Source organism: Pseudonocardia halophobica (genome assembly GCF_050948485.1).
Taxonomy (GTDB): domain Bacteria; phylum Actinomycetota; class Actinomycetes; order Mycobacteriales; family Pseudonocardiaceae; genus Pseudonocardia; species Pseudonocardia halophobica.
Genome location: NZ_CP192046.1, coordinates 7,513,830 through 7,539,019, shown reverse-complemented (window position 1 = coordinate 7,539,019; position 25,190 = coordinate 7,513,830). Strand labels below are relative to the sequence as shown.

General features: G+C 72.6%; 23 protein-coding genes, 1 tRNA gene and 2 pseudogenes. 15 read left to right on the top strand and 11 right to left on the bottom strand.

What is annotated here, in order from left to right; translation table 11 throughout:
* Nucleotides 1-13: 13 nt before the first annotated feature.
* The 4 genes from ACQP04_RS36030 to ACQP04_RS36015 are packed head-to-tail and all read right to left on the bottom strand — an operon-like array spanning nucleotide 14 to nucleotide 5,463.
* A complete protein-coding gene (locus tag ACQP04_RS36030) occupies nucleotides 14-4,216 on the bottom strand; it encodes a hypothetical protein (RefSeq protein ID WP_433504895.1) in 4,203 nt (1,400 codons plus the stop codon).
* Nucleotides 4,217-4,235: 19 nt separating this feature from the next.
* Nucleotides 4,236-4,832, bottom strand: coding sequence for a hypothetical protein (locus tag ACQP04_RS36025; RefSeq protein ID WP_433504894.1), 597 nt, complete (start codon nucleotides 4,830-4,832; stop codon nucleotides 4,236-4,238).
* Nucleotides 4,832-5,290 (bottom strand): RidA family protein, encoded by a 459-nt coding sequence (locus tag ACQP04_RS36020; RefSeq protein WP_433504893.1) that lies wholly within the window; start codon nucleotides 5,288-5,290, stop codon nucleotides 4,832-4,834. The genes ACQP04_RS36025 and ACQP04_RS36020 overlap by 1 nt, the downstream gene beginning before the upstream one ends.
* Complete coding sequence (locus tag ACQP04_RS36015) at nucleotides 5,287-5,463, bottom strand: DUF4177 domain-containing protein (RefSeq protein ID WP_197040498.1); 177 nt, start codon at nucleotides 5,461-5,463, stop codon at nucleotides 5,287-5,289. Before ACQP04_RS36015 ends, ACQP04_RS36020 begins: the two co-directional genes overlap by 4 nt.
* A gap of 155 nt (nucleotides 5,464-5,618) precedes the next feature.
* On the opposite strand from ACQP04_RS36015, the gene ACQP04_RS36010 reads away from it, so the two are divergent.
* Together ACQP04_RS36010 and ACQP04_RS36005 are read left to right on the top strand one after the other, a co-directional pair.
* The gene (locus tag ACQP04_RS36010; protein WP_433504892.1) at nucleotides 5,619-6,623 is read left to right on the top strand and encodes an ArsA-related P-loop ATPase; all 1,005 of its coding nucleotides are present in this window, start codon (nucleotides 5,619-5,621) and stop codon (nucleotides 6,621-6,623) included.
* Nucleotides 6,620-7,795: an ArsA family ATPase gene (locus tag ACQP04_RS36005; RefSeq protein WP_433504891.1), complete on the top strand. Its 1,176-nt coding sequence runs from the start codon at nucleotides 6,620-6,622 to the stop codon at nucleotides 7,793-7,795. The genes ACQP04_RS36010 and ACQP04_RS36005 overlap by 4 nt, the downstream gene beginning before the upstream one ends.
* A gap of 51 nt (nucleotides 7,796-7,846) precedes the next feature.
* Here the strand turns inward: ACQP04_RS36005 and ACQP04_RS36000 are convergent, their stop codons facing one another.
* From ACQP04_RS36000 to ACQP04_RS35990, 3 genes and pseudogenes are all read right to left on the bottom strand, one after another.
* Nucleotides 7,847-8,155: a hypothetical protein gene (locus tag ACQP04_RS36000; protein WP_433504890.1), complete on the bottom strand. Its 309-nt coding sequence runs from the start codon at nucleotides 8,153-8,155 to the stop codon at nucleotides 7,847-7,849.
* Between the two features lie 81 nt (nucleotides 8,156-8,236).
* On the bottom strand, nucleotides 8,237-8,926 hold the full coding sequence (locus ACQP04_RS35995; protein ID WP_433504889.1) for a class I SAM-dependent methyltransferase: 690 nt from the start codon (nucleotides 8,924-8,926) through the stop codon (nucleotides 8,237-8,239).
* Nucleotides 8,927-9,115: 189 nt separating this feature from the next.
* Nucleotides 9,116-9,403: pseudogene (locus ACQP04_RS35990) on the bottom strand (WhiB family transcriptional regulator); the annotation flags it as partial.
* Between the two features lie 143 nt (nucleotides 9,404-9,546).
* Here ACQP04_RS35990 and ACQP04_RS35985 point away from each other — a divergent pair.
* The 7 genes from ACQP04_RS35985 (at nucleotide 9,547) to ACQP04_RS35955 (ending at nucleotide 17,094) form a co-directional block, all read left to right on the top strand.
* Nucleotides 9,547-11,958 carry a transglycosylase domain-containing protein gene (locus ACQP04_RS35985; RefSeq protein WP_433504888.1) on the top strand — a complete coding sequence of 804 codons (2,412 nt, stop codon included), beginning with the start codon at nucleotides 9,547-9,549 and terminating at the stop codon, nucleotides 11,956-11,958.
* Between the two features lie 173 nt (nucleotides 11,959-12,131).
* Nucleotides 12,132-12,833 carry a hypothetical protein gene (locus ACQP04_RS35980; RefSeq protein ID WP_433504887.1) on the top strand — a complete coding sequence of 234 codons (702 nt, stop codon included), beginning with the start codon at nucleotides 12,132-12,134 and terminating at the stop codon, nucleotides 12,831-12,833.
* A 220-nt stretch (nucleotides 12,834-13,053) separates the two neighbouring features.
* Nucleotides 13,054-15,027 carry an MFS transporter gene (locus ACQP04_RS35975; RefSeq protein WP_433504886.1) on the top strand — a complete coding sequence of 658 codons (1,974 nt, stop codon included), beginning with the start codon at nucleotides 13,054-13,056 and terminating at the stop codon, nucleotides 15,025-15,027.
* Nucleotides 15,024-16,181, top strand: a complete 1,158-nt coding sequence (locus tag ACQP04_RS35970) for a DNA polymerase III subunit delta' (protein ID WP_433504885.1) — start codon at nucleotides 15,024-15,026, stop codon at nucleotides 16,179-16,181. Before ACQP04_RS35975 ends, ACQP04_RS35970 begins: the two co-directional genes overlap by 4 nt.
* 59 nt (nucleotides 16,182-16,240) lie before the next feature.
* Complete coding sequence (locus ACQP04_RS35965) at nucleotides 16,241-16,384, top strand: hypothetical protein (protein ID WP_433504884.1); 144 nt, start codon at nucleotides 16,241-16,243, stop codon at nucleotides 16,382-16,384.
* Between the two features lie 5 nt (nucleotides 16,385-16,389).
* Nucleotides 16,390-16,686, top strand: coding sequence for a hypothetical protein (locus ACQP04_RS35960; protein WP_433504883.1), 297 nt, complete (start codon nucleotides 16,390-16,392; stop codon nucleotides 16,684-16,686).
* Nucleotides 16,687-16,695: 9 nt separating this feature from the next.
* Complete coding sequence (locus ACQP04_RS35955; RefSeq protein WP_433504882.1) at nucleotides 16,696-17,094, top strand: nuclear transport factor 2 family protein; 399 nt, start codon at nucleotides 16,696-16,698, stop codon at nucleotides 17,092-17,094.
* Here the strand turns inward: ACQP04_RS35955 and ACQP04_RS35950 are convergent.
* Nucleotides 17,091-17,282 (bottom strand): annotated as a pseudogene (locus ACQP04_RS35950) (nitroreductase/quinone reductase family protein); the annotation flags it as partial. The gene ACQP04_RS35955 and the pseudogene ACQP04_RS35950 overlap by 4 nt on opposite strands.
* Nucleotides 17,283-17,456: 174 nt before the next feature.
* On the opposite strand from ACQP04_RS35950, the gene ACQP04_RS35945 reads away from it, so the two are divergent.
* A tRNA-Thr gene (locus ACQP04_RS35945) sits at nucleotides 17,457-17,533 on the top strand.
* A gap of 14 nt (nucleotides 17,534-17,547) precedes the next feature.
* On the opposite strand, the gene ACQP04_RS35940 is transcribed toward ACQP04_RS35945, so the two are convergent.
* Both ACQP04_RS35940 and ACQP04_RS35935 read right to left on the bottom strand, forming a co-directional pair.
* The gene (locus tag ACQP04_RS35940) at nucleotides 17,548-18,720 is read right to left on the bottom strand and encodes a tyrosine-type recombinase/integrase (protein ID WP_433504881.1); all 1,173 of its coding nucleotides are present in this window, start codon (nucleotides 18,718-18,720) and stop codon (nucleotides 17,548-17,550) included.
* Nucleotides 18,659-19,213: a helix-turn-helix transcriptional regulator gene (locus ACQP04_RS35935; protein WP_433504880.1), complete on the bottom strand. Its 555-nt coding sequence runs from the start codon at nucleotides 19,211-19,213 to the stop codon at nucleotides 18,659-18,661. The genes ACQP04_RS35940 and ACQP04_RS35935 overlap by 62 nt, the downstream gene beginning before the upstream one ends.
* A gap of 92 nt (nucleotides 19,214-19,305) precedes the next feature.
* Between ACQP04_RS35935 and ACQP04_RS35930 the strand changes: the two genes are divergently transcribed.
* Nucleotides 19,306-19,503: a helix-turn-helix transcriptional regulator gene (locus ACQP04_RS35930; protein WP_433504879.1), complete on the top strand. Its 198-nt coding sequence runs from the start codon at nucleotides 19,306-19,308 to the stop codon at nucleotides 19,501-19,503.
* Nucleotides 19,504-19,569: 66 nt separating this feature from the next.
* Nucleotides 19,570-21,114 carry an AAA family ATPase gene (locus ACQP04_RS35925; RefSeq protein WP_433504878.1) on the top strand — a complete coding sequence of 515 codons (1,545 nt, stop codon included), beginning with the start codon at nucleotides 19,570-19,572 and terminating at the stop codon, nucleotides 21,112-21,114.
* A gap of 110 nt (nucleotides 21,115-21,224) precedes the next feature.
* Here the strand turns inward: ACQP04_RS35925 and ACQP04_RS35920 are convergent, their stop codons facing one another.
* A complete protein-coding gene (locus tag ACQP04_RS35920) occupies nucleotides 21,225-21,629 on the bottom strand; it encodes a hypothetical protein (RefSeq protein ID WP_433504877.1) in 405 nt (134 codons plus the stop codon).
* 767 nt (nucleotides 21,630-22,396) lie between these two features.
* Between ACQP04_RS35920 and ACQP04_RS35915 the strand changes: the two genes are divergently transcribed.
* The 3 genes from ACQP04_RS35915 (at nucleotide 22,397) to ACQP04_RS35905 (ending at nucleotide 25,168) form a co-directional block, all read left to right on the top strand.
* Nucleotides 22,397-23,536: a hypothetical protein gene (locus tag ACQP04_RS35915; protein WP_433504876.1), complete on the top strand. Its 1,140-nt coding sequence runs from the start codon at nucleotides 22,397-22,399 to the stop codon at nucleotides 23,534-23,536.
* 268 nt (nucleotides 23,537-23,804) lie between these two features.
* Nucleotides 23,805-23,957 carry a hypothetical protein gene (locus ACQP04_RS35910; protein ID WP_433504875.1) on the top strand — a complete coding sequence of 51 codons (153 nt, stop codon included), beginning with the start codon at nucleotides 23,805-23,807 and terminating at the stop codon, nucleotides 23,955-23,957.
* Nucleotides 23,954-25,168: a CaiB/BaiF CoA transferase family protein gene (locus ACQP04_RS35905; protein WP_433504874.1), complete on the top strand. Its 1,215-nt coding sequence runs from the start codon at nucleotides 23,954-23,956 to the stop codon at nucleotides 25,166-25,168. The genes ACQP04_RS35910 and ACQP04_RS35905 overlap by 4 nt, the downstream gene beginning before the upstream one ends.
* Nucleotides 25,169-25,190: the final 22 nt, after the last annotated feature.

Below are 25,190 nucleotides of genomic sequence, written 5' to 3'. Positions count from 1 at the left end.
CGGCCGGCGTTGATCAGCCCACGAGGTCCGGCGGGCCGTAGGGGCCGGAGCCGTTGCGACGCTCGGGCGAGGACTCCCGCACCGCCAGCTCCTGCTGGAGCAGGCGCAGCAGGTCCTGCTCGCGGCTGGAGAGCGAGGAGTACGACTCTGAAGCGGTCTCCTGCCCGGCAGGCTCGTCGGACGTCGGGGTGTCGTCGCCGTGCGGCTCGTCGCCGGCGCGTGCCGGGCCCGGACCGGTGCCGAAGGGGTCGTCCGGACGGCTGGGGGGCACCTCCCCGGGACCGAAGAGTCCGCTGACGGGCTGCTCGGACGTGCGCCGGATGCGCGGGATCGTCCGCGGCACCGGCCGGGGCGGGGGCAGCCCGTCCGAGCGGTCCTGCGGCCCTTCGTCGGGCTGCGGTGCGGGCTCCGCATCGGCGGCGGGCGCCGCGGGTCCGGCGTCGGTCGCGAAACCCCACGGGTCGGGCTCCGCGTCGTCCGGGCGATGCCGGGCGCGACGACGGCCACCCGGCACCGGACGGATCGTCGGCACCCCGTCCCTGGCCGCGCGGCGCCCGGTGGGGGCGTCGTCCTCGGCCTCATCCGGGGTGTCACCGTGTGCAGCGGCGGCAGGTCCCGACCGGTTCGCGGGCGCGAGGTCCGGGGCGTTGTCGCTCTGTGGCGAGCCGGCGCTGTCGCCGGACGAGCCGGGCGCGGCCGAGCCGAGGGTGTCGCCCGAATGGAAGTCGCGCGCATCCGGACGGGGGCCGGAGGCGCCGCCGCTCAGGCCCGCGGCGGGAGCGCCTGCGCGCGAGCCGGAGGTGGCACCGCCCAACTGTGAGTCAGACGGGTCCCCCGGGCCGGTGGCGTCGGTCGAGCGCGGTGCCACCGTGTTGCTCGAGTGCGAGGCGGTGGGGGCGCCACCAGGACCCGGGGCGGGGTCGGTGTGCGAGCCGGCGATGTGGCGGTCCGCAGAGGACCCCTCGCGGAGCGAGTCGAAGATGCCGGCCGGGCGAGCGCCGGAGGTGTCCCCGCCCCGGTCCGGGCCCGGGTTCTCGCTACTCAGGGCCGAACCGGCGATGCCGGTCGGCTGGGAGCCGAAGGTGTCTCCGCCCCGCTCTCGGTCTGAGGTCTCTGCGGCGAGGGGCGAGTCGAGAGCGCCGGTCGGGCGGGCTCCGAAGGCGTCCCCGCCCCGATTCGGGCCGCGGACCTCGCCGTTGCGGGGCGAGTCGGAGATGCCGGTTGGACGCGCGCCGGAGGTGTCTCCGCTCCGGTTCGGGCCGGTCTGGCTGCCGAGGTGCGGGCCCGAGGTGTCGCTCGGCTTTGAGGCGGAGGTGTTCCCACCCCGATTCGGCCCGGTTGCGCTTCCGGGATGCGGGTCCGAGGTTTCGCTGGGGCTGGAGGTGTTCCCGCCGCGGCTCGGGCCGGGGGTCTCGCCGGCGAGGGCCATGCCGAAGGCGCCGGCGGGGCGAGAGCCGGGGGTGTTCCCGCCCCGGCCGAGGTCGGGGGTCTCGCCGGCGAGCGGCGAACCGACGACGCCGGTCGCGCGCAAGCCGGAGGCGTCCCCGTCCGGGTGCGTGCCAGGGGCGTCACCCTCGAGGAGCGAGCCGGAGAGGCCGTCGCTCGCGGACGAGTCGGAAGTGGCCTCGCGCGGGGACGAGGCGTCTGCTGGCCGCAGCGCCTCCTCGACGCGCTCCGCCGAACCGCGCGAGTCGCCGGTCTCGGACGGGGCGCCCGAGTGGTCGGCGGCGTCGCGTCCCACAGGCGACGGGTCGGTCTCGCTGCGGTCGTCCCGGCCGAAGACGCTGCTCGCCGCGCCGAGCGGGTCGAGCGGGTCGATCCGCAGCGGGCTGTCGTGCTCGCCCCCGTCCGAGGAGTCCGCCGCGCTGTTCGTGCGCTCGGCACGTCGGCGTCCCCCGTAGCCCGTCGGCGCGCCGAACGGTGTGCCCGTGCGGTCCGGCGCATCGGCACGGCGCCGGCCTCCGCCGTTCGCCGAGCCGCCCGAGGGCGAGTCGGTGTCGCGCGCGTCGAGCCGGGTTCCGTCGGGGCGTGCGGTCGCGTCGCTCGTGCGGTGCTCGCCCTGGGAGCCGACGGTCCCGGCGGCGCCATCTCCGCTGCGGCGCGACCCGGACAGAGGCGAGTGCTCACCGAACTCAGGTGCATCGACCGTGTGGTCGTGCCGGTCGGTACTGCTCGCCGCGGAGGCGAGGGCGTTCGCGCCATCGCGCGAGCCGGGCAGGTCCACGTCCGAGGGGCCCTGTGCCGGGCCCGTCGGGTCGGTGGTGTCCTCCTGTGCGGACCCGTGCGAGGTCGCCCCGGGCGGCGCGGTGCGGCCCGCGTCGTCGCCCGCGGCGGCCCGGCCGGCAGCCGGGAGGTCGGACGCGGGGCGGCGCTCGGTCGTCGGCATGGCCCAGGCACCGGACGTCCAGTCGCGCGTCCACTCCGCCGCGGGCTCCCGCCGGGGCTCCTCGGCGCGACGGCGCCGCCCCGTCGTCGGAGCGGAGGCGGGAGCGTCCGACGGCTCGGCGGCGTCGGGCTCCGCGTCGGCGGTGCCCTCCTCGACCGGCGAGACCTGCGGCGGGGTGAGGCCGACGATCGGCACGGGGCCGGTCTCGGCGCGGTCGAGCTGGGCGTCGAGCAGCGGCTCGCGCAGCGGACCGCTCAGCGGGTCCCGCATCGACGCGAGGACGGGCGGGTCCGCCTCCTCGGTCTCCTCGCCGCTGGACGCCGGCCAGGGCTCGACCGGGGTCGGGAGCGACTCCTCGGCACGCACGACCGGCGTCGGACGCGTGACGGGCGCCTGGCGCGGCCCGCTCGGCGGCTCGTGTCCCGGCGCGGGGGGCACCACGCTGAGCGTGGGGCCGGACCGGCGGGACCCGGGCGCCCGGGTGCGCTCGAAGGGCGTGGTCCGCGGCTCGTGGTGCGGGCCGTCCGGCTCGACGGCACCGGGTCGGGGGCCGTGGGGCCGGGGGCCGGGGCTCGGCACCGGGCGCGACCCGGGGCGGTCCGCCGGGGTGTCGGGGACCTGGGCCTGCCCGTCGGCGACCGCGCCTTCGGCGGCTTCCGGACGTGGGCGCAGCGGCTGGAACGCGGCCGGCGGCTGCGAGGTCGTCATCGGCTGACCGAGGACCGGGCGCGGCACGGGCGGGAGGGTGCCCGGACCCGCGGACACGGGCCGGGGCGACGGCGAGGGCCGCGATCCCGGCGCCGCCGGACCGGGCGTCGGCCGGGCCTCGTCGGGACGGCTCGCCGCCTCCTCGCCGGTCACAGGGCCGGCGTTCGGGACCTCGTCCGATGCCGCGAATTCGGCAGCCGCATCGCCATGGGCAGCCGCACCTCCGCGGGTCGCGGCCTCGCCGTGAGTGGTTGTGACGCCGGGAGCAGCAGCTTCGGGGGCAGCCGCCCCGCCGTGAGCAGCCGCCCCGCTGTGAGCAGTCGTCTCGGTAGGAACAGCCGCCCCGCCCGGAGCGGCCGCGACGCCGTGAACAGCCCCACCGCCGTGACGAGCAGCGGACTCACCGAAGGGCACCGGGCCGCGGTGTACAGCCGCCCCACTGCGGCCGGCCCCGCCGACCGCCGCCCCGTGAGCCGCCGCGCCGTGACCGACCCCGCCCTGAGCCGCGGCACCGCCGAAGGGAGCCGGCCCACCGACCCGCTCGATCTCCCGCGCCCGCTCCAGCGCCGCACGCTGGTACGCCGGGAGCGCGTCGGCGGGCGTGTACGCCTCCACCGACGCCGGCAGGCCGGACCGCGTCAGGTGCGCCCCCAGCCGGTACGACACGACCTCGGGCGCGATCCCCGGCCCGGACAGCTCCACCAGCACCACCGGGTGCGGCACCGGCCCCGGCGCGGCACCCGCGGGCGTCAACCGCCACGTCACCCGCACCGTCGAGCCGGGCGGCGGGGAGGTGATCAGTTCGGCGAGCCGCTCGTCCGCGCCGGCCGGGCCCGCACCGAAGACGTGCCGGGTGCCGTCGAGCGACCCGGCGGCGGGAGCGAGGAGATTGTCGACGTCGAACTCGACCGCGCGCCGGCGGGACAGCTCCACGACCTCGGACCGCAGCGGGGCGGGGAGCGCGGTGCGGTCGGCCACCAGGGTCGCGACCAGGATCTCCAGCGCCTGCGGCTCCTCGCCGATCGCGACGAGCTCGCGGGCGGTGGCCAGCAGGTCGTCGTCGACGCGGCCGGCCAGGGCCAGCAGCAGGTGGTGCGTGCTCGGGGCAGGTGGGGCCGTCATCGGGCCCTCCTTCTTTCGGTCAGCTCGCGCCGGAGGTCGCCGGCGTCGCGGACTCGGTCTCGGCGCCGGGCCGCACCCACACGGGGCGGGACCCGACGATGGCGGCCTGGTGGTAGGCGGGCGGCTCCAGCCCGTCGGGGAGCACCTCGACGCACGGCGTCCGGTCGCCGTGGACGCGCAGCAGCCGCTGCAGGGTGCCGGTCAGCTCCCAGGCGCGCTCGGCGCCCAGGACGAGGAGCACCCGTTGTTCGCCGTGCCGGCCGCGCCGCGCGTGCCGCAGCTCCTGCGTGCCGGGGTGCCCGGCGACGACGACCAGCGCGCCCAGCACGGCGAGATCGGGCAGCTCCGGGCCCGCCGCGAACGCCGGATGGGGAGCGTCCGGCGTGTGCAGCGGGAGGACGGCGTCGACCAGGCGGTTCTCGCCCGCCGTGGCGGCGAGCAGGGTGCGTTCGGCGTCGGTGATCCCGACGCGGTTGCGCAACAGGGCGCGTGGCAGCAGCGCACCGACCGGCGCCGCGGCACCGGCGGCCAGCCAGTCCCGCAGCCGCCAGAGGACGTCGTCGGGCAGCCGCCCGGCCAGCCGGACGAGCAGCTCGTGGGCCGCTGCCGCCTCCACTACGCGACCTCGACGATCAGCTCGACCTCCACCGGGGCGTCGATCGGCAGCTCGGCGACGCCGACGGCGGAGCGGGCGTGCGCACCCGAGTCGCCGAAGACCTCGGCGAGCAGGTCCGACGCGCCGTTGATCACGCCCGGCTGCCCGCCGAACCCGGGGGCGGACGCCACGAACCCGACGACCTTGACCACGCCCTTGACGTTGTCCAGCCCGACGAGCGCGTCGACCGCGGCGAGCGCGTTGAGCGCGCAGATCCGGGCGAGGTCCTTCGCCTCCTCGGCGGTGACCTCGGCGCCGACCTTGCCCGTCTTCGGCAGCTTGCCGTCGACGAACGGCACCTGACCGGCGGTGAAGACGAGCGAGCCCGACGCCTTGGCCGGGATGTACGAGCCCGCGGGAGCCGCCACGGTGGGCAGCTCGAGGCCGAGCTCGGCCAGCCGCTGCGTGGGCGACGTCACGACTGCTGCACCGGGCGCTTGAAGAACGCGATGAGGTTCTCCGGCGTGGCACCGGGGACGACTGAGACCAGCTCCCAGCCGTCCCGGCCGAAGTTGTCGAGGATCGCCTTGGTGTTGTGGATCAGCAGTGGGGCGTTCAGGTATTCCCACCTGGTGACGGCCGGGGAGGTCATGGGCCGGGACTGTAGCCCGGCGCCGTCACCCGGTAGCGGGTCGGACGGCCCGGCCTGCGACGAGCGGGCGTCCCCGGACGGATCGGCGGGAAGCGGGCACGGAGACCGGTCCGGTCGAACGGGCCGCTCGCCGCACCGCTCCGTACGCTGGTGGCGTGACGTCATCCGCCGGGGCCGCCGATCCGTGGGCGGCCCGACTGCACGTGGTCTCGGGCAAGGGCGGGACGGGGAAGACGACGGTCGCGGCGGCGCTCGCCCTGGCGCTCGCCTCGCGCGGCCGCCGGACCCTGCTCGTGGAGGTCGAGGGCCGGCAGGGCATCGCCCAGGTCTTCGACACCGCCCCGCTGCCCTACGAGGAGCGCCGCATCGCCGTCGCGCCGGGCGGCGGCGAGGTCCGAGCGCTCGCCGTCGACGCCGAGGCCGCGCTGCTCGAGTACTTCGAGATGTTCTACAAGCTGGGCGTGGCCGGCCGGACGCTGCGCAAGATGGGGGCGATCGAGTTCGCCACCACGCTCGCGCCCGGTCTGCGGGACGTGCTGCTCACCGGCAAGGTCAAGGAGACGGTCTCGCGCCGGGAGAACGGGAAGCCGGTCTACGACGCCGTCGTGCTCGACGCCCCGCCCACCGGTCGCCTGGTGACGTTCCTCGACGTCACCCGTGCGATGGCCGAGCTCGCCCGCACCGGCCCCATCCACAGCCAGGCCGAGGGCGTGGTCGAGCTGCTGCACTCGGACCGCACGATGGTGCACCTGGTCACGCTGCTGGAGGACCTGCCGGTGACCGAGACGCTCGACGCCGTGCGCGAGCTGCAGGCCGCCGATCTGCGGGTCGGCTCGATCGTCGTCAACCGGGTGCGGGAGCAGTGGCTGCCGGACCGGTCGGTGGCCTCGGCCGCGCACGGCCGGGTCGACGCCGGGCGCATCCACACCGGGCTCGCCACCGCCGGCCTCGACCTGCCGCCCGAGGTGATCGACGGGCTGGTGGCCGAGACCGTCGAGCACGCCGTCCGGGTCGCCGCCGAGGCGGCCGCCGGGGACCGGCTGACCCGGGAGAGCGGGGACATCGCGCGCCTGGAGCTGCCGCAACTGCTGGGCGGGGTCGATCTCGGCGCGCTCTACGAGCTGGCCGAACACCTGTGCGAGCAGGGGGTGCGCCGATGAGCCCGGCCGCCCCGCCCGTGCTCGACGCCGACGCCCTGATCGACGACCCGGACACCCGGATCCTCGTCTGCTGCGGCTCCGGCGGCGTCGGCAAGACCACCACGGCCGCCGCCCTCGCCCTGCGCGCGGCCGAGCGTGGCCGCACCGTCGTGGTGCTCACGATCGACCCGGCCAAACGGCTGGCCCAGGCCCTCGGGCTGGACGAGCTGAGCAACGATCCGGGCACCGTCCCGGGCCTCGACGGCCCCGCGAAGGGCGGCTCGCTGCAGGCGATGATGCTGGACATGCACCGCACCTTCGACGAGATGGTGTACGCGCACTCGACCCCGGACCGGGCCGAGAAGATCATCGCGAACCCCTTCTACCAGACGATCTCCAATTCGTTCTCCGGCACGCAGGAGTACATGGCGATGGAGAAGCTGGGGCAGCTCTGCGCCCGCGGCGAGTGGGACCTGATCGTGGTCGACACCCCGCCGTCGCGATCGGCGCTGGACTTCCTCGACGCCCCGCAGCGCATGTCGACCTTCCTCGACGGCCGCATGATCCGGCTGCTCAGCTCGCCGGCGCGGGCCGGCGGCCGGGGCCTGCGGAAGATCGTCGGGGCCGGGTTCGGGCTGTTCGCGAAGGCCGTCTCGACGATCCTGGGCGGCCAGCTGCTGGCCGACGCCTCGGCGTTCGTCCAGGCCTTCGACACCATGTTCGGCGGGTTCCGCGAGCGTGCGACGAAGACCTACGAGCTGCTGCGCTCGCCCGGCACGTCGTTCGTGGTCGTCGCCGCCCCGGAGCCCGACGCCCTGCGCGAGGCCGCGTACTTCGTCGACCGTCTGGCGGGCGAGGAGATGCCGCTGGCCGGGCTCGTCCTCAACCGGACGCACCCGGTGCTCGCGCCGTTGTCGGCCGCCCGTGCGCGCACGGCCGCGGAGAACGCCGGCTCGTCCCGCCTGGCCGGCGCGGTGCTGCGGCTGCACGCGGACCGGGTGGACCTCGCCGAGCGCGAGGAGCGCCTGCTCGCCCGCTTCTCCGGCGCCCACCCGACCGTCCCGGTCGTGCGGGTGCCCGCGGTCGCCGGCGACATCGGCGACCTCGACGGCCTGCGCGAGGTCGGCGAACGGTTGGCCGCCGAGGACGAGCTCCCGCCCACCTCCGCCGGCACGGTGCACCAGCTCCGGTGACCCGTGAGTGGCGATGGTCGCGGGCGACCATCGCCACTCACGAGCGGGCTTTCAGCGGCGGCGGCGCGTGGGGGCGTTGCGGCGGGCCTTGAGCAGCATCACCAGCCCCGTGACCAGGGCCGCGGCACCTGCGGCGCCTGCCCAGGCGACCGGCGGAACCGAACGCAGGCGGGCCTTGGCGCGGGAGGGGACGTCGAGGCGTTCCGCCAGCTCGTGCACGGTCGCGCCGATGTCCTCACGCAGCTCGTCGGCCTCCTGCCGGCGCTCGTCGGTCAGGCGCTCGACCTCCGCGCGCAGCTCCTCCGGCGTCGCACGGGTGCCGTCGACGACCGGACGGTCGTCCTCCTGCGGATCGGCCATGGCACACCCCTTCCGTCTGCGGAGGGAATGACCGGTTGCGGGACGGCCACACCTGCCCCCACTCGCCACCCACCGATCGGCCTACGGCATCTCGAACCAGATCATCGGGTTGACGCTCGTGCCGCGCGCCCCCTCGACGCCCAGCTCGCGGCGCAGGTCGAGGAGTGCGGCGAAGGTCTGCGGCACCCGGCGCGGGGCCACCGTGAAGTGCGGGACGTCCCGCTCGGCGAGCCAGTCGAGCACCACGCCGCCCTCGTGCCGCACCCACGCCGACCGGCCCCGGTACACCTCGTGCACCCCGACGGGCGTGCCCGACGCCAGCCGCGGGAACACCGTCCGTACGTACCAGCGCCCGAACCGGGCGGTGTGCGTCGCGTCGAGCAGGAGGAAGTCGGTCGTCTCCGGCAGCGCCTCCAGCCGGGCCCGGACGTCGCCCGTGTGGACGGTCCACCGGTCCTCGGCCAGCTCCGGCGGCACGGCCGACGGGCGGCGGGTCCGCCGGAAGGAGACCAGGCGCCCGCAGCCGTTGTCCCGCAGGGCGCTGAGCAGCCAGGACGTGGTCCAACCGCGGGAGGTGCCGATCTCCACCACGTGCTCCGGACGCAGCTGCCGCAGGAGCAGGTAGGTGATCTCGGCCTCGAGGTCGTCGAGTCCCGGACGGACCCGGCCGTCGGCCGCCAGCGCCCGCTGTTGTGCGACGACCTCGACGAGGTCGGCGGCGTAGCGGCGGTACAGGCCCGCGACGAAGTCCACCCCACCGGTCGAGATCACGGTCGTCCTCCGGGCTGGGTGGTGCGGGCCCGACCACGGTACTTCGCGCGGTCAGCAGGCCGTCCTCCGGTCGGGTGACGGCAGCAGGTCCGCCATGGCCATCGCCGACTCCTCCGCGGCCGACACAGCGGACACAGCCGACGCCGCCGACTCGGCCGACCCGATCGACCCCGCGGGCCCGCCCGCGGCGTAGTGCTCCGCCCGCGCCGCCCGCAGCAGCTCCGCCCACGACCGCACCCCGGGCCGCGAGCGCAGCAGGGCACGCCGCTCCCGCTCGGTGGTCCCGCCCCACACCCCGAACTCCACCCGCTCGTCGAGCGCGTGGGCGAGGCACTCCGTCCGGACCGGGCAGGTCGCGCAGAACTGCCGCGCCCGCCGCTGCTCGGCGCCCCGCACGAACAGCTCCTCGGCGTCGGCGGTGCGGCAACGGGCGGCGATCCGCCAGTTCCACCTGCTCGCGGCACGTGCGTCCACCATCGTCTCCTCCGCCCCGGGCGGGCCCGCTCGGCCCGCGTTCGGCAACTGGGACGGATTCTGCGAGCGTCCGGTTCCGCCCGACACCACGCAGAACTACTCAACCTGACAGAAGGGTGACGCCGGGCCGGTTACGCTTCCCGACCGTGGCTCCTCCCCGTCACCTGGCCCGGCCGATCGGCCTGCTGCTGGGCCTCTGCGTGCTCGCCGGCGTCGTCACGGCGGGGATGGCGTTCCCGTTCGTCGCGGGTGTCGGACTGGTCAGCAACGACGCGGGGGACAGCGTCAACTCCACGTCGAGCAGCCTGGTCGAGGGCGGCCTGCCGCTGGCCACCACGCTGACCGACAACGCCGGCCAGCCGATCGCCTACATCTTCGACCAGAACCGCACGCAGGTCAGCGCGGACGAGATCTCGCCCGCGATGAAGGCCGCGATGGTCGCGATCGAGGACCGCCGCTTCTACGAGCACCAGGGCGTCGACTGGCAGGGCACCATCCGCGCGGTGATCGCGAACTCGGCGTCGGGCGACGTCGTGCAGGGCGCATCCACGCTGACCCAGCAGTACGTCAAGAACTACACGCTCTACGTCGAGGCGCAGACCGAGGCGGAGCGGCTCAAGGCCACCGAGCAGACGCCGGCGCGCAAGCTCAAGGAGGCGCGGATCGCCCTGCAGCTGGAGCGCCAGCTGAGCAAGGAGGAGATCCTCACCCGCTACCTGAACATCGTGTTCTGGGGCAACGGGGCCTACGGCATCGAGAGCGCCGCCCGCACGTACTTCAACACCAGTGCGAAGAACCTCACCGTCGCCCAGTCCGCGCTGCTCGCAGGAATGGTGCGCAGCACCGCGGCGACCGACCCGGTGCAGAACCCGCAGGCGGCGCTCGACCGACGCAACGTCGTCATCGCCCAGATGCGTGACCAGGGGATGATCGACGAGTCGCAGGCCCGCTCGGCCGCGGCCGAGGGGCTCGGGATCGTCAGCCCGCTCAACACGCGGCCCAACGGCTGCATCGGCGCCGGCGACGCCGGGTTCTTCTGCAAGTACGTCACCCAGTACCTCACCGAGGCCGGCTTCTCCGCGGAGCAGATCGGTCGCGGCGGCTACACGATCAAGACCACGCTGGACCGGGACAAGCTCGCCAAGGTCAAGGCCTCGCTCGACGCCGAGGTCCCGCCGTCCCAGCCCAACGTCGCCAACGTGATGTCCCTGGTCGAGCCCGGGCAGGACAAGCACAAGGTCCTCGCGATGGCCTCCAGCCGGACCTTCGGGCTCGACGCCGACGCGCTGCAGACCAGCTACGGCCTGCCCTACGAGCCGGTCAACCTGGGCGCCGGCTCGGTCTACAAGATCTTCACCGCGGCCACCGCACTGGAGAAGGGCCTCGGCATCAACTACCAGATGTCGGTCCCGCCGAGCGGCTACGCGTCGCCGATCTACCTCGACGGCGGCGGCCGGCCCATCCCCGTCGCCAACGCGGGCAACTACCCGGAGCGGATGTCCCTGCAGGACGCCCTGGCCACCTCGCCGAACACTGCGTTCATCAAGCTCGAGGAGTTCACCGGGGTCCCGGACGTCGTCGACATGGCGGTCCGGATGGGCATGAAGTCCCTGGCCACGACCCCCTTCGTCGACCCGGCCACCGGCCGCCGCACGGACCGCTCGATCGCCGAGGTGACCAAGGCGCAGCGGCAGGCGTCGTTCACCCTGGGCGTCACGCCGACGAGCGTGCTCGAGCTCGCCAACGTCGGGGCCACCATCGCCAGCTCCGGCACGTGGTGCCCGCCCAGCCCGATCGACTCGGTCACCGACGCCGCCGGCAACCCGGTGGCGATCACCGAGGCGCCGTGCGAGCAGGTCATCGAGCCGGGCCTGGCCAACACCCTGTTCACCGGCCTGAGCCACGACGACCTCAACGGCACCTCGGCCGCCGCCGCCCGCCAGGTCGGCTGGAACCGGCCGATGGGCGGCAAGACCGGCACCACGCAGCAGCACAAGTCCGCGGCGTTCGTCGGGGTCCTGCCCAACCTGTCCGGCGCGGTGATCACCTTCGACAACTCGAACGCGCCCCGGCCGCTGTGCGACGGCGCCGGCTCCCCCTTCGCCTGCCGCAGCGGCAACATCTTCGGCGGCAAGACGCCGGCGGAGACCTGGTTCGGCGCGGTCAAGCCGATGGTCGACGGCACGCCGGTGATCCCGCTGCCGCCCACGGACGACCGGTACCTGACCGGCGGCGCGGAGAGCCGGCTGCCCGACGTCGTGGGCCGCGGCCAGAACGACGCGCGCGCGATCCTCGAGCGGGCGGGCTGGACGGTCACGACGCGGACCGTCGACAACCTCGCCACCCGCGGCACGGTCGTCGGGCAGAGCCCGCGCGGCACCGCACTGCCGGGAGAGCAGATCACGCTGCAGGTCAGCAGCGGGACCGTGCCGGCCCCGCCGCCCGCACCCGAGAGCCAGGCTCCGGGTCAGCCCGGACCGCCGAGCCAGGAGGGCCAGCCGCCGCAGGAGGGCGACCGGCCCGACGACGGCGGGGACGATCGCGGCGACGGCGGATAGCGAGCCGCCCGCAGGAGGGATTCCACTACGCGCGCTGGACGGACTGGATTGCGCGTTGTGGAACCATCGTGCGTTTCAGGCCTTCGAGATCCGCACCGTGGTTCCACAAAGCGTGGTGACGCGCCGTCGCGGCAGCGGGTGTGATCGCGCGATCGGCTCTACGATCGGCGCCCATGGCCGACGTCCACCGCGCCGACGTGCTCGTCCGGTGGGTCGGCCTGCTCCCTTTCCTCCGCGGGCCGGCCGCACCCGACCAGCGCGAGGCGCCGGATACGCCCTGGCAGACGGGCCGTCGCCGCCCCACCCGCACGGCCTCCGCCGACACGGTCGTCGATGAGCCCGAGGCCGGCGAGCGGTCGGAGCCGGCCACAGCCGTCGAGCACTCCGAGCCCCTGACGCCGGCTGACGGGCCCGAGCCCGAAGCGCCCGTCGACGAGTCCGAGCCCGTCGAGCATCCCGGGTCCGCGGAGCATCCCGAGCCCCGTGAACAGCCCGAACCCTCCGAGCGCGCCGAGCAGCAACCACCCCCGCTCCGCCTCCCCGTCCCCGGCCCACCTCCCGTCCCGGCCGAAGCCCACGCCCTCGACCTGGGCCGGGCCACCCCGGACCCCGAGCCGGTGCCGCTGGTCGACCCGCTCCTGTTCCGCGCGTTCGCCCGCTCCCCGACGGCCCCGCCCGCCCCACCCCGGGACCGCCGCCGCGGCGCCGTGATCGACGGGATCGAGCACCGCCCGCCCGTCCGCCCCGATCCGCAGATCGTCGGGCTGTCGCGGCGGCTGCGCGGGCGCGTCGGATCCCGCGCTTTCGCCCTCGTCTTCGTGGGTATCTACCTGCTCATCCTGGTCCAGTTGATCGTCGCGCTGATGAACTCCTGAGACCGGCCGCGCGGAGCCCGCGCCGTCCTGTCGGTGCGCCCGTCTACCCTGAGGGCGACGACAGGGGCCGGCCCGGCTCGCGCGCGGCCCGCCGTCGACCATGCCCGGTCGAGCAGGGATCGGTCGGCGTCGCACGCGAGGGAGGTGACCCGCGATCGGCTCGGAGAGCGTTCCCGGCGGTCTGACGGGTACGGCCAACCCGGCGCCCACGGCGCACCGCGTGCGCAGCGTCCTGGCCATCCCCGCGTTCCGCAGGCTCTGGACCGTCACGGCCTTCACCGCCACCGGCGAGTGGTTGAGCCTGCTGGCGCTGACGTCCCTGGCCACCCAGCTGACCAGCGGCTACGCGGCGCAGAGCTTCGCGCTCGGCGGTGTGGTCGCCACGAAGCTGTTGCCCGCGCTGCTGCTCGGCCCGATCGCCGGCGCCCTGGCGGACCGCTTCGACCGGCGCCGCGTGATGGTCACGTGCGACGTGCTGCGGTTCTGTCTGTTCGTCTCGATCCCGATCGTCGGCTCGCTGTGGTGGCTGTTCGCGGCCACCTTCCTGATCGAGCTGTGTGCGATGTTCTGGATCCCGGCGAAGGACGCGTCGGTCCCGAACCTGCTCCGCCGCAAGGACCAGGTGGAGACGGCGAACCAGCTCGGCCTCGTCCTCACCTACGGCATCTCGGTGCTGATCGCGTCCGGCCTGTTCACCGTGATCTCCAGCATCGGGCACCTGCTCCCGGGCCAGGACGGGCTGACCACGGTCTACATCGCCCTGGTGCTCGACGGCTGTGCGTTCCTGCTCTCCGCCACCGTCGTGTGGTTCGGGATCAAGGAGATCTCCGGCCGCTCCGGGCCGCGGGAGGGCGAGGAGCAGCCGGGCCTGATGGCCCTCCTCCGCGAGGGCTTCGCCTACGTCGCCACCACGCCGCTGATCCGCGGCCTGGTGCTCGGCATCATCGGCGCCTTCGCCGCCGGCGGTGCGGTCATCGCGTCGGCCAAGCTCTACGCTGCCAGCCTGGGCGGTGGCGACGCGGCGTACTCGGTCCTGTTCACCGCGGTGTTCGTCGGCCTCGCGCTCGGCATGGCGGTGGCGCCGCGGCTCGCGCACCGGCTCCCGCACAACCGGCTGTTCGGCACGGCGATCGTCGGCGCGGGCGTCGCGCTGATCGTCGTCGCGGTGTCCGGGCACCTGTTCATGGCGATCCTCGCCGTCGCGCTCGTCGGCGGCTTCGCGGGCATCGCCTTCCTCACCGGGCTCACGATCATCGGCTCCCAGGTGTCGGACGACATCCGCGGCCGGATCGTCGCGTTCGTCCAGTCCCTGGTCCGCCTGGTGCTGCTCGGCTCGATGTCGCTGGTCCCGGTCCTGGTCGGGCTGGTCAGCACGCAGTCGGTCGACCTCTTCGGCACGCACTTCACGGTCGACGGCACACGGTTCGTGCTGGCCGGCGGCGGTCTGGTCGCCGCGGTCGTCGGCACCCTGGCCTACCGGCAGATGGACGAGCGCCGGCTCGAGCCGCTGCTGGGTGATCTCGTCTCGGCGCTGCGGCAGGGCGAGGTCCGCCGCGGCTCCGGCACGTTGGTCGCGGTCGAGGGCGCCACCCCCGAGGAGGCCGCCGACCAGGCCGAACGGCTGGCGCGGGCCCTGCGCGAGCGGGGCCACGTCGTCGTGGAGCCGGACGACGGGGAGCGGGACGAGCTGCGCTGGGCCGCCGCCACCCGCGAGGCCCACCTGTCCGGGGCGCGGGCGAAGGCCCTCGCCGCGGCCGCGATCCGGGCCGACCTGGTCGAACGGGTGATCCGCCCGGCGCTCGACGAGGGCGCGGTCGTCGTCATGGACCGGTTCATGGTCAGCCCCATCGCGCAGTTCGGTGTCGCGGCCGACCGGATGGACGCCGAGCTCGAGCGCGGCGAGCTGGAGCGCCTCGCCACCTGGTCCACCGGCGGTCTCCGGCCGGACATCACCGTGCTGCTCGACCGCGAGGGCGCGAGCGCCGGGTCCGGCGGGGTCGCCGGCGAGGAGCACGTCCGCGTGCAACGGCTGCTGGCCGGACTGGTCGCGGCCGAGCCCCAGCGGTACGTCGTGGTCGACGCCGACGGAGCGCCGGACGAGGTCGCCGAGCGGATCCTGACCGGCGTCGGCCCGTCGCTGCCGGAGGCCCCCGAGCAGCCCGAGGACATCCCCCGGCCCGCGGTCGAGCCGTGAGCTCGCGGGTCTGGCGGGACGTCGTCGGGCAGCCCGCCGCGGTCGAGGAGTTGAGCACCGCCGCGTCCACGCCGTCGGCGATGACCCACGCCTGGCTGTTCACCGGCCCGCCCGGGTCCGGCCGCTCCAACGCCGCGCGTGCCTTCGCCGCCGCGCTGCAGTGCCCCACTGGCGGCTGCGGCGAGTGCCAGGCCTGCCACACCGTGCTGGCGGCGACCCATGCGGACGTCCGGGAGGTCGTCCCCGAGGGGCTGTCGATCTCGGTCGCGGAGATGCGCAACCTCGTGCAGCTCGCCGCCCGCCGCCCCTCCACCGGCTCCTGGCAGATCCTGATCATCACGGACGCGGACCGGCTCACCGAGGGCGCGGCGAACGCGCTGCTCAAGGCCGTGGAGGAGCCCGCGCCCCGGACCGTGTTCCTGCTCTGCGCGCCGTCGGACCACCCCGAGGACGTGCCGATCACGATCCGCTCCCGGTGCCGCGTCGTCGCGCTGCGGACGCCGGTGCCGGAGGCGATCGCCGAGGTGCTCGTGGAGCGGGACGGGATCGAGCCCGAGCAGGCGCGGTGGGCCGCGTCGGTCTCCGGCGGGCACGTCGGCCGGGCCCGGCGGCTCGCCCGGGACGCGGAGGCGCGGGAACGGCGCGAGCGGATCCTCGGCGTCCCGCTGCGGCTGCGGCACCTGGGGGACGCGTTCGCCTTCGCCGACGCGCTCGTCCGCTCCGCCGAGGCCGAGGCGGCGGACATGAGCGGCGCCCGGGACGCGGCCGAGCGCGAGGAGCTCGCCGTCGCGATGGGCGCCGGCGGCACCGGCAAGGGCGTGGCCGCGGCCGCCCGCGGCGCCAAGGCCGCGGAGCGCGAGCTGGAGCGCCGGCAGAAGTCCCGCAACACCCGCACCCAGCGGGACGCACTGGACCGCGCGCTCGTCGACCTGGCCGGCTTCTACCGGGACGTGCTGGTCGCCGGCACGGCGGCCGCCGTTGCGCTCGGCAATCCGGACCGCGAGGCGGACATCTGCCAGGCCGCCCGCGAGTGGAGCCCCGAGTCCACGCTGCGCCGGCTGGAGGCCGTGCTCGCCTGCCGCGAGGCCCTCGAGCTCAACGTGAAGCCACGGATCGCCGTCGAGGCGATGATGACCGCGCTCCAGCAGGGCTGAACCGGGCGTATCACCCGCCCTCCCCGGCTGCTCTGCCCCTCCGGACCGGAGGAGGAGCCGTGGACCGACCGCTCGCCGTCGGCACGACGCCGCCGGAGACCCGCCGCGAGGTGCTGCGGCACGTGGCGACCCGCGCCGAGGAGCTGGGGTCCTCGCGGGTCTCGCTCGCGGGGTCGCCGCCTGGTGGGTCGGCTGCTACCTGACCTCGATGGGCCCGCTGTACGCGTCCACGCTGCGCCGGCTCGGCCTCGGCGGTCTCGTCGACGACGTCCTGGCCGCGAACCCGTCGCCCGGCACGACCGTCGTCCCCGACTCCGCCGGTGCGCTGCTCGACGAGCTGGTGCTGTGGGGCGAGCCCGCGGCTCCCCGGGTCCTGCTCGCGCAGTGCTTCGAGGCCGGCGTCGACGAGCCCACCATCGTCCTCCCGCCCGGCCGCCCGCTCGACGAGCTCGACCTGATCCCGGAGACGACGAGCCCGCTGATTGGGGCGGGGCCGCGCGGGTAGCTGGGGGGCATGGAGGACAACCACATCCGCCACGACCTGACCCGGCAGTTCGTCGCCGCCCTGCGCAAGTCCGAGCAGGACAACGACGTCGACGACCTCACTGCCCTCTTCGCCGACGACGCCGAGCTCTTCCGGCTCGACGGCGAGGGTCCGCGCCGCGGCGAGGCGCGCACGTTCTGGGAGCAGTACCGCGCCCAGTTCGGCGAGGTCCGGACCCAGTTCACCAACGTCGTCGAGAGCGACGACGAGGCCGCGCTGGAGTGGCAGAGCACCGGCACCCGGCCGAACGGCCACGATTTCCGCTACGAGGGCTCGACCTTCGTGACCTTCGACGGCGACAAGATCACCAGTCTGCGCACGTACTACGACACGGCCGCGTTCGTCGACGTCCCGGCCGGCAGCGCTTAACGCACGGGCCGCAGCCTGACCACGGCGATCTGCCTGCGGACGGCGGCCTGGTAGCCGTCGTAGTAGGCCCCGACCTCGCGGAACCGCCCCCATGCCTCGTCGCGCTGGGCGTCGGGGAGCGCCTCGGCGCGCACGGCCTTGCGCACGCCGTCGACCTCGATCTCCGCGAACGGCGAGGCCTGCAGGTTGAGCCACCAGCACGTCCCCGATTCGCATGTCCGTGCCGACCGTCGTCATGATCCGAGCAATCGTGGGAGCGACGACGCGGGACATGCCTGAGCTGCGAAGACGACCCGACCGAGTGACGGGGTGGGGGCCGGGTCGCCGGTCCGGGGGCGGTAGGTAGACTGACGTCGCACCACGCCGCCTTAGCTCAGTCGGTTAGAGCGACGCACTCGTAATGCGTAGGTCTGGGGTTCGACTCCCCAAGGCGGCTCCACGTAAGACCGCAGGTCAGACGGCATGTTGACCTCCGGCGAAGCGATCTCCGGCGAAGATCATTGGGCGGCTAGTCCGCATTTGGTCCGCACTTGCCCGAGCGCGGGCCTCGTGGAGGCGGTCCGCGACCGTGTCGAGGTCGTCCGCGAACAGGTGGGCGTAGACGTCGAGCGTGACCTTCGCCGAGCTGTGTCCGAGCATCCGCGAGACCACCACGACGGTTGCGCCGGCCTGGATCGCCAGTGAAGCTGCCGTGTGCCGCAGCCCGTGCGGGGTGATTCCTTCGAGACCGGCTCTTTCCGCGGCGGCGTCGAAGACATTGCGCCGGAAATTTCCGTTCCGGAGAATGCTGCCTTTCGGTGATGGAAAGACGAGCTCTCCCAGAGAACGCCCGGCTACCAGCTCGGCCAGGTCGTCTACGAGGAACGCGGGAATCGGCACGTCGCGGCGCTCGTGATCTTTCGGGGTACCGATGACAGCCTTGCCGCGGACCTCAGCCATGGCGCGCGTGACTCGGATCCGTCGGCGGAGGAGGTCGAGGTCCTCGACCTGGAGTGCGACCGCCTCTCCCCAGCGCAGGCCTGTGTAGCCCAGGGAGTTGATCAAAGGGCTGTAGTCGCCGCACTCGTCGGCAAGTCGGGCGAGCTCGCCGTGGGAGAGGAACCGCTTCGGCTTGGCCTTCGCCCGGGGCAGGGGCACCCCGGCGGCCGGGTTGCGAGTGAGACGTCCGTCGAGAACCGCGTAGGCCAAGGCGAGGGACAGGATGCGGTGGATGTACCGCACCGAGCCGGCTGCCAGCCCTGAGGAGACGAGGCGTTGCAGCCATGCCGCCACGTCGGCGGGCGTGACGTCCGCGATGGCGACCGGTCCCCAGGCTGCAGCGATGTGCTTGTCGATGATGCCGCCGTAACGCGTGATGGTGGTCGGCTTCAACTGAGACTGAGCAGCCAACCAGAGTCGGGCCCACTCGCCGACGGTCACGCGGGAGTGGTTGGGGTCGATCCACTCGCCGCGGGACTTCGACACCTCGACACCGGCGAGCCAGCGCTCCGCGTCGCTCTTCCGGGTGAAGTGTTTCGAGCGCTCGCGCTTGTCCGGGCCGCGGTAGCGGGCGCGCCAGGTGCCGTCAGGTCTCCTCGCGATGCTCCCGAGCAGGAGCGTCAAGAACAGGACCAGTAGGCGCGTCATCGAAGTCACCCCCCTGGCGCCCGAACCATCGGTCGTTCGGGTCGATGGCCGGCGTCCCGAAGGCGGGCACGTCCTCGTCGGACTCCACCTGATCGATCGAGGGCTCGGGACTGACTTCCACCAGCCTGCGCATGTGCTCGAGCTCTTCGGCCCGCTCCCTCAGCATCTGGGCGACGACGTCGAGCTCATGACGCCGCGCCCGCAAGTCGCGGGAACGCCTGTCCCGTGCCTCAGGGCTGTCGGGATCTTCGAGCATCTCGTCGATGGTCAGGCCGAACAAGTCGGCGCATGCGAGTGCTTCACCAAGTCGCACCGGACGGCTTCCGCTCTCGACCTTGCCGACTGTCGTCTGGTGCCAGTTGGTGACGCCACGGGCATGTAGGAGATTGACGACGTGCTGCTGGGACATGCCGCGCTCCTCCCGCAGAGCTCTGAGGCGTCGTCCGAACTGACTGTCGGCGTTCCAGATCAGGTCGGGGTTGTAACCCGTCACGCGCTGACGGTACAGAGCGAGTCGGGTTGACAACACACTACACCTAAGTAAGTCTCGTTGCGGTTGGTTGCTGAACCCAAGAGAGGTTGGCCATGAACCGACGCATTCTCGGGATCCCGGAAGCCGCGACGCTGCTGAGCCGAAGCCCGGACACGCTCAGGTGGTGGCGGAAGCGCAATGAAGGCCCGCCGTCTTTCAAGATCGGCCGGCGGGTCGTCTACTTCGAGGACGAGCTCTTGGCCTGGGTCGAGGAGCAGCGGCGTGAGAGCCTTCCTCCAGGTGCGGCGTGATCAGCGCCAATCTCCATCGACGATCGGCCCCCGCCCGGCAAACGAGCGCGACCACGGGAGCTGAAGGTGGCGGCTGAAGCAGCATCGAGCGACGCAGCTCCGGAGCGACTGCCCCCTGCCGATCTTCGCGCAGAACGGGCCGTCATCGGCTCGGTGCTTCACCATCCAGATGTCCTCGAGCAGGCCGTGGCCGCTGTCGACACTCATGACTTCTACAAGCCGGCGCATGCCGAGCTCTTCGAGGAGATGCTCGCGATGCGTGCAGAGGGGCGGCCCGTCGACGCCATCGCCCTCGCAAACCGCCTCGGAGAACGGCTGCACAGGCTCGGAGGGGCTCCGTACCTCATCGATTGCATGAGCGGCGTGCCTACGCCAGCCAACGTGGCCTACTACGCCGAGATCGTCGCGGACAAAGCGGTTCGTCGCCGTCTGATCGAGGCGGCGGCCCGTATGTCGCAGCTGGCGTACGCCCTACCCGGGGATTCGGACGACGACCTGGTGGAGCGGGCGCGGGAGGTTCTCGACGGAGTCGCCGGTGGTGGGCGATCCCGTCGGCATCGCCGCCTTCGGCGTACCCCTGCCTCAGCGGTCACGATGCGGCGCTTGCGATGGCTGTGGTCGAACCGAATCGTGTTGGGTGGGTTGACGCTGCTGGCCGGGCGCGAGGGGCTGGGGAAGTCGACGGTCGCGGTCGACCTAGCCGCCCAGGTGACTCGTGGCGAGCTGGCCGGCGAGTTCCTGGGGGAGCCGCGGCACGTCATCTACGTCAACTCGGAAGACGCCCGGGACAGCACGATCGTCCCGCGGCTTGTCGCGGCCGGTGCCGACCTCGACCGGGTCGTCTTCCTTGACGCGATCAGCCCGACCGACGACGAGTCACCGCTGGTCCTGCCGCACGACACCCAGTTGTTGGCGGATGAGATCGAGGAGCTCGGGGCGGCGCTGGTGGTGCTCGATGCGGCGACGTCGGTCATCGACAGCGCGCTGGACGGCGACCGCGACCGCCAGATGCGGCGGGGCCTGGAGCCGATCTCCAAGCTGGCGGCCGACACCAAGGCTGCGGTGGTGGGGATCGTGCACTTCGGGAAACGGGAGTCGGCCGACACGGGCAAGTTGATTCTTGGCTCGATCGCCTGGTCGCAGGTGGCGCGGTCGGTGTTGGCGGTGGCCCGGGACGAGGACACCCACCAACTCGTCATCTCGTCGACGAAGGCAAACTTAGCGCCGGGCGACGCCCCGTCGCTTGCGGTCAGCCTCGTGCCCGCGGCCGTGGAAACCCCGGACGGCGTCACCCAGGTTGCGCGCGTGGAGTGGCACGGTGAGACGACACAGCGGGCGGAGGAGCTCCTCGCGGCAGGCCCGGAGGGGGAGGACCGCACGCTCATCGCGGAGGCGGTGACGTGGCTGCTCGGCTACCTAGCCGACGAGAAGCGGGCCGGTTCGGCCGGCGCCGGCGAGATCCTCCGGGCGGCCAAGGCAGATGGGTTCAACGAGCGGTTGCTGCAGCGCGCCCGCAAGCGCGCGCAGGTGTCCACTCACAGAACCGCGACCGGATGGACCTGGACGCTGGACACGCCCAGGCGACAAGGCGACAACTCGACGTGGAGATGAGCAGGGAAGACGTCAAGTCGACATGAGCAACTGCGCGCACGTCGTCATGTCGTGTTGTCGCCTTGGTCGTCATGCTGGCCAGCACGCACCGGTCAGATGCGGAGGGCCATTCACTGTGCGACGTTGGTGGCGATGCTGGTCAGTGCGAGCCCCGCCCACCCTCGCGCGACGGGTTCGGCCTGGGCGTTGATGACGACAGGACCGTCACGCCTTGAGGCGTAGGCGTCGCCTGTGTAGCGAACCGTGCGGTACTTGCCGCGCTCCCGGGACAGCTCGGTCACGTTGCCCGTTCCGCTGCTGTCCATCAGCTGCTTGAGCGCACGGGCGCTGGACTCGTCGGGCATCTCGACCCAGGACACCGCAACGATGGCGGCGTCGCCCTTCTGGTCGCGCAGCTCGAAGTAGGCGCGATGAAGCGCCGTGCAGGGAGTCCGGCGGAAGAAGTCCCGGACCTGGCCGTAGGAGTTGGCCACACAATCCGCCGAGTCGTCAGTGACCTTGGCGCTGAGGTGCACACCTTGTCGGACGATGCGCGCCTCCGCCGCGGTCGAGTTTCTGCTGCTGACCCGAGACCCACTCCGCGCGCCGGAACTGCCCCCGGCTGAGACTGATACACCACCGGAGGATGTGGCGCTCCCGATCGCGGTCGCGCCGCCGGCGCTGGCCAGGAGGGCTATGCCGAGGGCGATGGCGACCGAGGTACCTCCACCACTGCCCTTGTCGCTACCGCCACCCTTGCCACCGATCCGTCGTGTCAACGCGGAGTCCTCCGGCTCTCACTCACTGTCACCGGAAGCTCGTGGCGGTTGATCTTCGCGTTACTGCGACCGGGCGAGCGCTTCGGTGTGAACACGGTTCCCGTCTGCCGACAGGAACCAGTGAGGACTGTTCTCGCTGGTCGACGTGCCGACTGGCGCTCACCCGTAGTGGGTCGCGGCAGGGCTCGTGATGCTTTCTTGATGCCTCGCGCAGCACTCCCCTGCCCGCTGAGTGCCATCCCGTCGACAGCCCGACCACGCGGGTGCCCGTCGGCGGCCCTCGACGCAACCACCGGCCGAGCTAAGCCAGCTCCGCCCACGTGCGGCCGCGTGGTAGCCCTCCGGGAGGTCGTCGGGATGGCACGACCGCCCATCCTGTTGATCTGCCCGCCCGGCGAGGGCTCATCAGGCGTCTCGTCTATTCGCCTGACCGTCGAGTGCCTGGAGCAATACCATGGTTCCGGTCACGTACCACCCGCACGACTCCGACGCCCCAGCCGGGTCAATCATACTCAGGAATTCGTTTGACTATCGACCTGCCTGACGCTCTGGGCACACCCGAGGGCGACCCGCCAGCCAAATCCTCCATACCGAAATGGGCAAATTCAAGCGAGCTTGACGAAAGCGGGGGCGAGCCGCCTGCCGTTAATTCCAAGCCGCCGAATCGACGGAATTTTGAGAATGCGGTCGAGTATTTCTCAACACTCAGGCTTTCTCCGACCTTCACGAGGAGGCTGGGGAGTGCCGGGCGAATAGTTTCGGAGGCCGAAGACCTAGTCACTCTCGCTGGCAATACCCTTCGATCCATTCATGAATTAGGGCTCCCCCGGGCCGGAACGAAACCGTCGCCCAGCCGGCTGGCATTCTACCAAGCTGCGAGCGATCTAGTTGATCCGACAAGTGCAATCTCGGTAGCTCTAAAGATGATGGGTTCCGGCACCCCGAGTGAAGGTGCCATAGCAGCGATAAGGTCGGCGACAGATCTGCTGAGCAGTGCACTCAGCGGCATGATTGAGATATTTCGCTCCGAGGTACTCCCTTCTCTTCCGGAGAGTCGACTCTCTGAGGCCCAAATAATTGCTGACATCGCGTCTGAACGACTGCGCACCCGGCAGTTAGTCAGCGAGACTGAGGCCGCTCGCGATGCAGCTGTGAACGCAAGCACTTCTGCGAGAAAAGCGGCCGGCGCAACGGCGGCGGGATCACTCGCCTCTCACTTCGCCGACCATGCGACCGAGCAGAAGGCAAGCGCTGATCGCCTTCGCATAGGAGCTTCCGCACTACTTATTGTAATATCAATTTTTGCTGGCGTTGTAGTATTTAGAGCGGAGTTGACAAACCGCGCCGACATTACGGAGCTAGCAAAGGTAGCGATTACACTCCCGCTTGCAGCGCTAGCTGCATACCTCGGACGCGAAGCATCGCGGCATCGACGTGCAGCCGACTGGTCAAGGCAGTTAGAAATTCAACTACGGACACTTGACGCGTTCATTGCTCCAATGTCTGATCAAGAGCAGAATCGTCAGCGGGTGGAGCTAGGGCGCCGCGTCTTTGGAGCTTCAGATGTAAAAGAAGCCGAGAAGGACAACTCCCCGGCCTTGATTTCTGATGCCGCGACGCTGTTGAGTTCTGTGGCGAACATGATGAGACCATCTGCGAAGTAGATCAGTCCTTGATGTAGCGCCGCTGGGAGAACGTCAGCCCTGGCGATCGCCGCCGACCGGCACTCTGCCTGTGGGCGGACCTGCCGACGCCCGCCATCGTCGGTCAGCCTCGGTCAGGCTGGCTTGTACCTTGATCCGTACCGCACCCGCGAGCACCGCCCTCTTCGGGACCCACGATCACCAGCCCGCCCGCTGCCACGCCATGCCAGCGGGTGTCGGGCTGTCCCGGCCCTCATGTGCCCAGGACCTGGTCTTCCTGCTCGAGTCGATGGGCCTGCGCACCGGCGTGGACATCGAGGCCCTGATCGAGGCCCGGGCGATCCTCGCCGAGGGCCTGCCCGGCGAGGAGCTCTACGGCCAGGTCCCGGCCGCCGGGCTGACCAAGGGCTTCCACTATGCGAACGTGGGGGTGGCCGCGTGACCGCCGCGGACGGCGCCGGCCTGCCCCTGGCCGGAGTGCGGGTAGTCGAGTTCTCGCACATGGTGATGGGCCCCAGCTGCGGGCTGGTGCTCGCCGACCTGGGCGCGGACGTGATCAAGGTCGAGCCGGTCGGCGCCGGGGACAAGACTCGTGCGCTGCCAGGCTCGGGCGCCGGGTTCTTCCCGATGTACAACCGCAACAAGCGCTCCGTCGCCGTCGACCTCAAGTCCGAGGCGGGCATCGAGTTCGTCAGGCGGCTCATCACGTCGGCCGACGTGGTCACCGAGAACTTCCGGCCCGGCGGCTTGGAGGCGATGGGCCTGGGCTACGAGGCGCTGAGTGCGGACAATCCCGGGCTGGTCTACCGCAGCCTCAAGGGCTTCCTTGCCGGGCCCTACGAGCAGCGCGCTGCGCTCGACGAGGTCGTGCAGATGATGGGCGGCCTGGCCTACATGACCGGGCCGCCCGGGCGCCCGCTGCGCGCGGGGGCCTCGGTCAACGACGTCATGGGCGGCATGTTCGCCGCTATGGGGATCATGGCCGCGCTCTACGAGCGGCGGGCCACCGGGCGCGGGCGGCTGGTGCGCAGCTCGCTCTTCGAGAACAACGTGTTCCTCGTCGGCCAGCACATGGCGCAGTTCGCCGTGACCGGGCAGGCCGCGGCGCCGATGCCCTCGCGGCTGTCCGCATGGGCGGTCTACGACGTGTTCGACACCGCTGACGACGAGAAGATCTTCGTCGGCGTCGTGTCGGACACCAACTGGCGGGCCTTCTGCTCCGCGTTCGACCTGCCCGATCTGGCCGCCGACCCGGACCTGGCCACCAACGGCGAGCGGGTCGCGGCCCGGGACCGGCTGCTGCCCCGGCTGCGGGAGACCTTCGCCGGGCTCACCCGCGCCGAGGCCGTCCGGCTGTGCGAGGCCGCGCGGCTGCCGTTCGCCCCGATCCAGCGGCCGGAGGACCTCTTCGAGGACCCGCAGCTGAACGAGCCGGGCGCGCTGACCGAGCTGACCCTCGACGACGGGCGCACCGTGCGGCTGCCCTCTTTGCCGCTGGAGATCGGCGGCCGCAGGCTGCCGCTGCGGCTCGACCTGCCCAAGGTCGGCGAGCACACCGCGGACCTCGCCCGCGAGCTCGGCTACACCGCCGCGGAGCTCGCCGCCGCCGAGGAGTCGGGCGCACTCGGCGCCGCACCCACCCCCGTCCACTGACCCGACCGCACCGTCGCGAGAG

Excerpts from the sequence above, each read along its gene's own strand:
- ACQP04_RS36015 (WP_197040498.1), bottom strand. The coding sequence starts at position 5,463 with ATGACCTCCCCGGCCGTCACCAGGTGGGAATACCTGAACGCCCCACTG.
- ACQP04_RS35960 (WP_433504883.1), top strand. The coding sequence starts at position 16,390 with ATGGGCCCGCTGTACGCGTCCACGCTGCGCCGGCTCGGCCTCGGCGGT.
- ACQP04_RS35930 (WP_433504879.1), top strand. The coding sequence starts at position 19,306 with ATGAACCGACGCATTCTCGGGATCCCGGAAGCCGCGACGCTGCTGAGC.
- ACQP04_RS35980 (WP_433504887.1), top strand. The coding sequence starts at position 12,132 with ATGGCCGACGTCCACCGCGCCGACGTGCTCGTCCGGTGGGTCGGCCTG.
- ACQP04_RS35940 (WP_433504881.1), bottom strand. The coding sequence starts at position 18,720 with ATGACGCGCCTACTGGTCCTGTTCTTGACGCTCCTGCTCGGGAGCATC.
- ACQP04_RS35910 (WP_433504875.1), top strand. The coding sequence starts at position 23,805 with ATGGGCCTGCGCACCGGCGTGGACATCGAGGCCCTGATCGAGGCCCGG.
- ACQP04_RS35955 (WP_433504882.1), top strand. The coding sequence starts at position 16,696 with ATGGAGGACAACCACATCCGCCACGACCTGACCCGGCAGTTCGTCGCC.
- ACQP04_RS36005 (WP_433504891.1), top strand. The coding sequence starts at position 6,620 with ATGAGCCCGGCCGCCCCGCCCGTGCTCGACGCCGACGCCCTGATCGAC.
- ACQP04_RS36030 (WP_433504895.1), bottom strand. The coding sequence starts at position 4,216 with ATGACGGCCCCACCTGCCCCGAGCACGCACCACCTGCTGCTGGCCCTG.
- ACQP04_RS36000 (WP_433504890.1), bottom strand. The coding sequence starts at position 8,155 with ATGGCCGATCCGCAGGAGGACGACCGTCCGGTCGTCGACGGCACCCGT.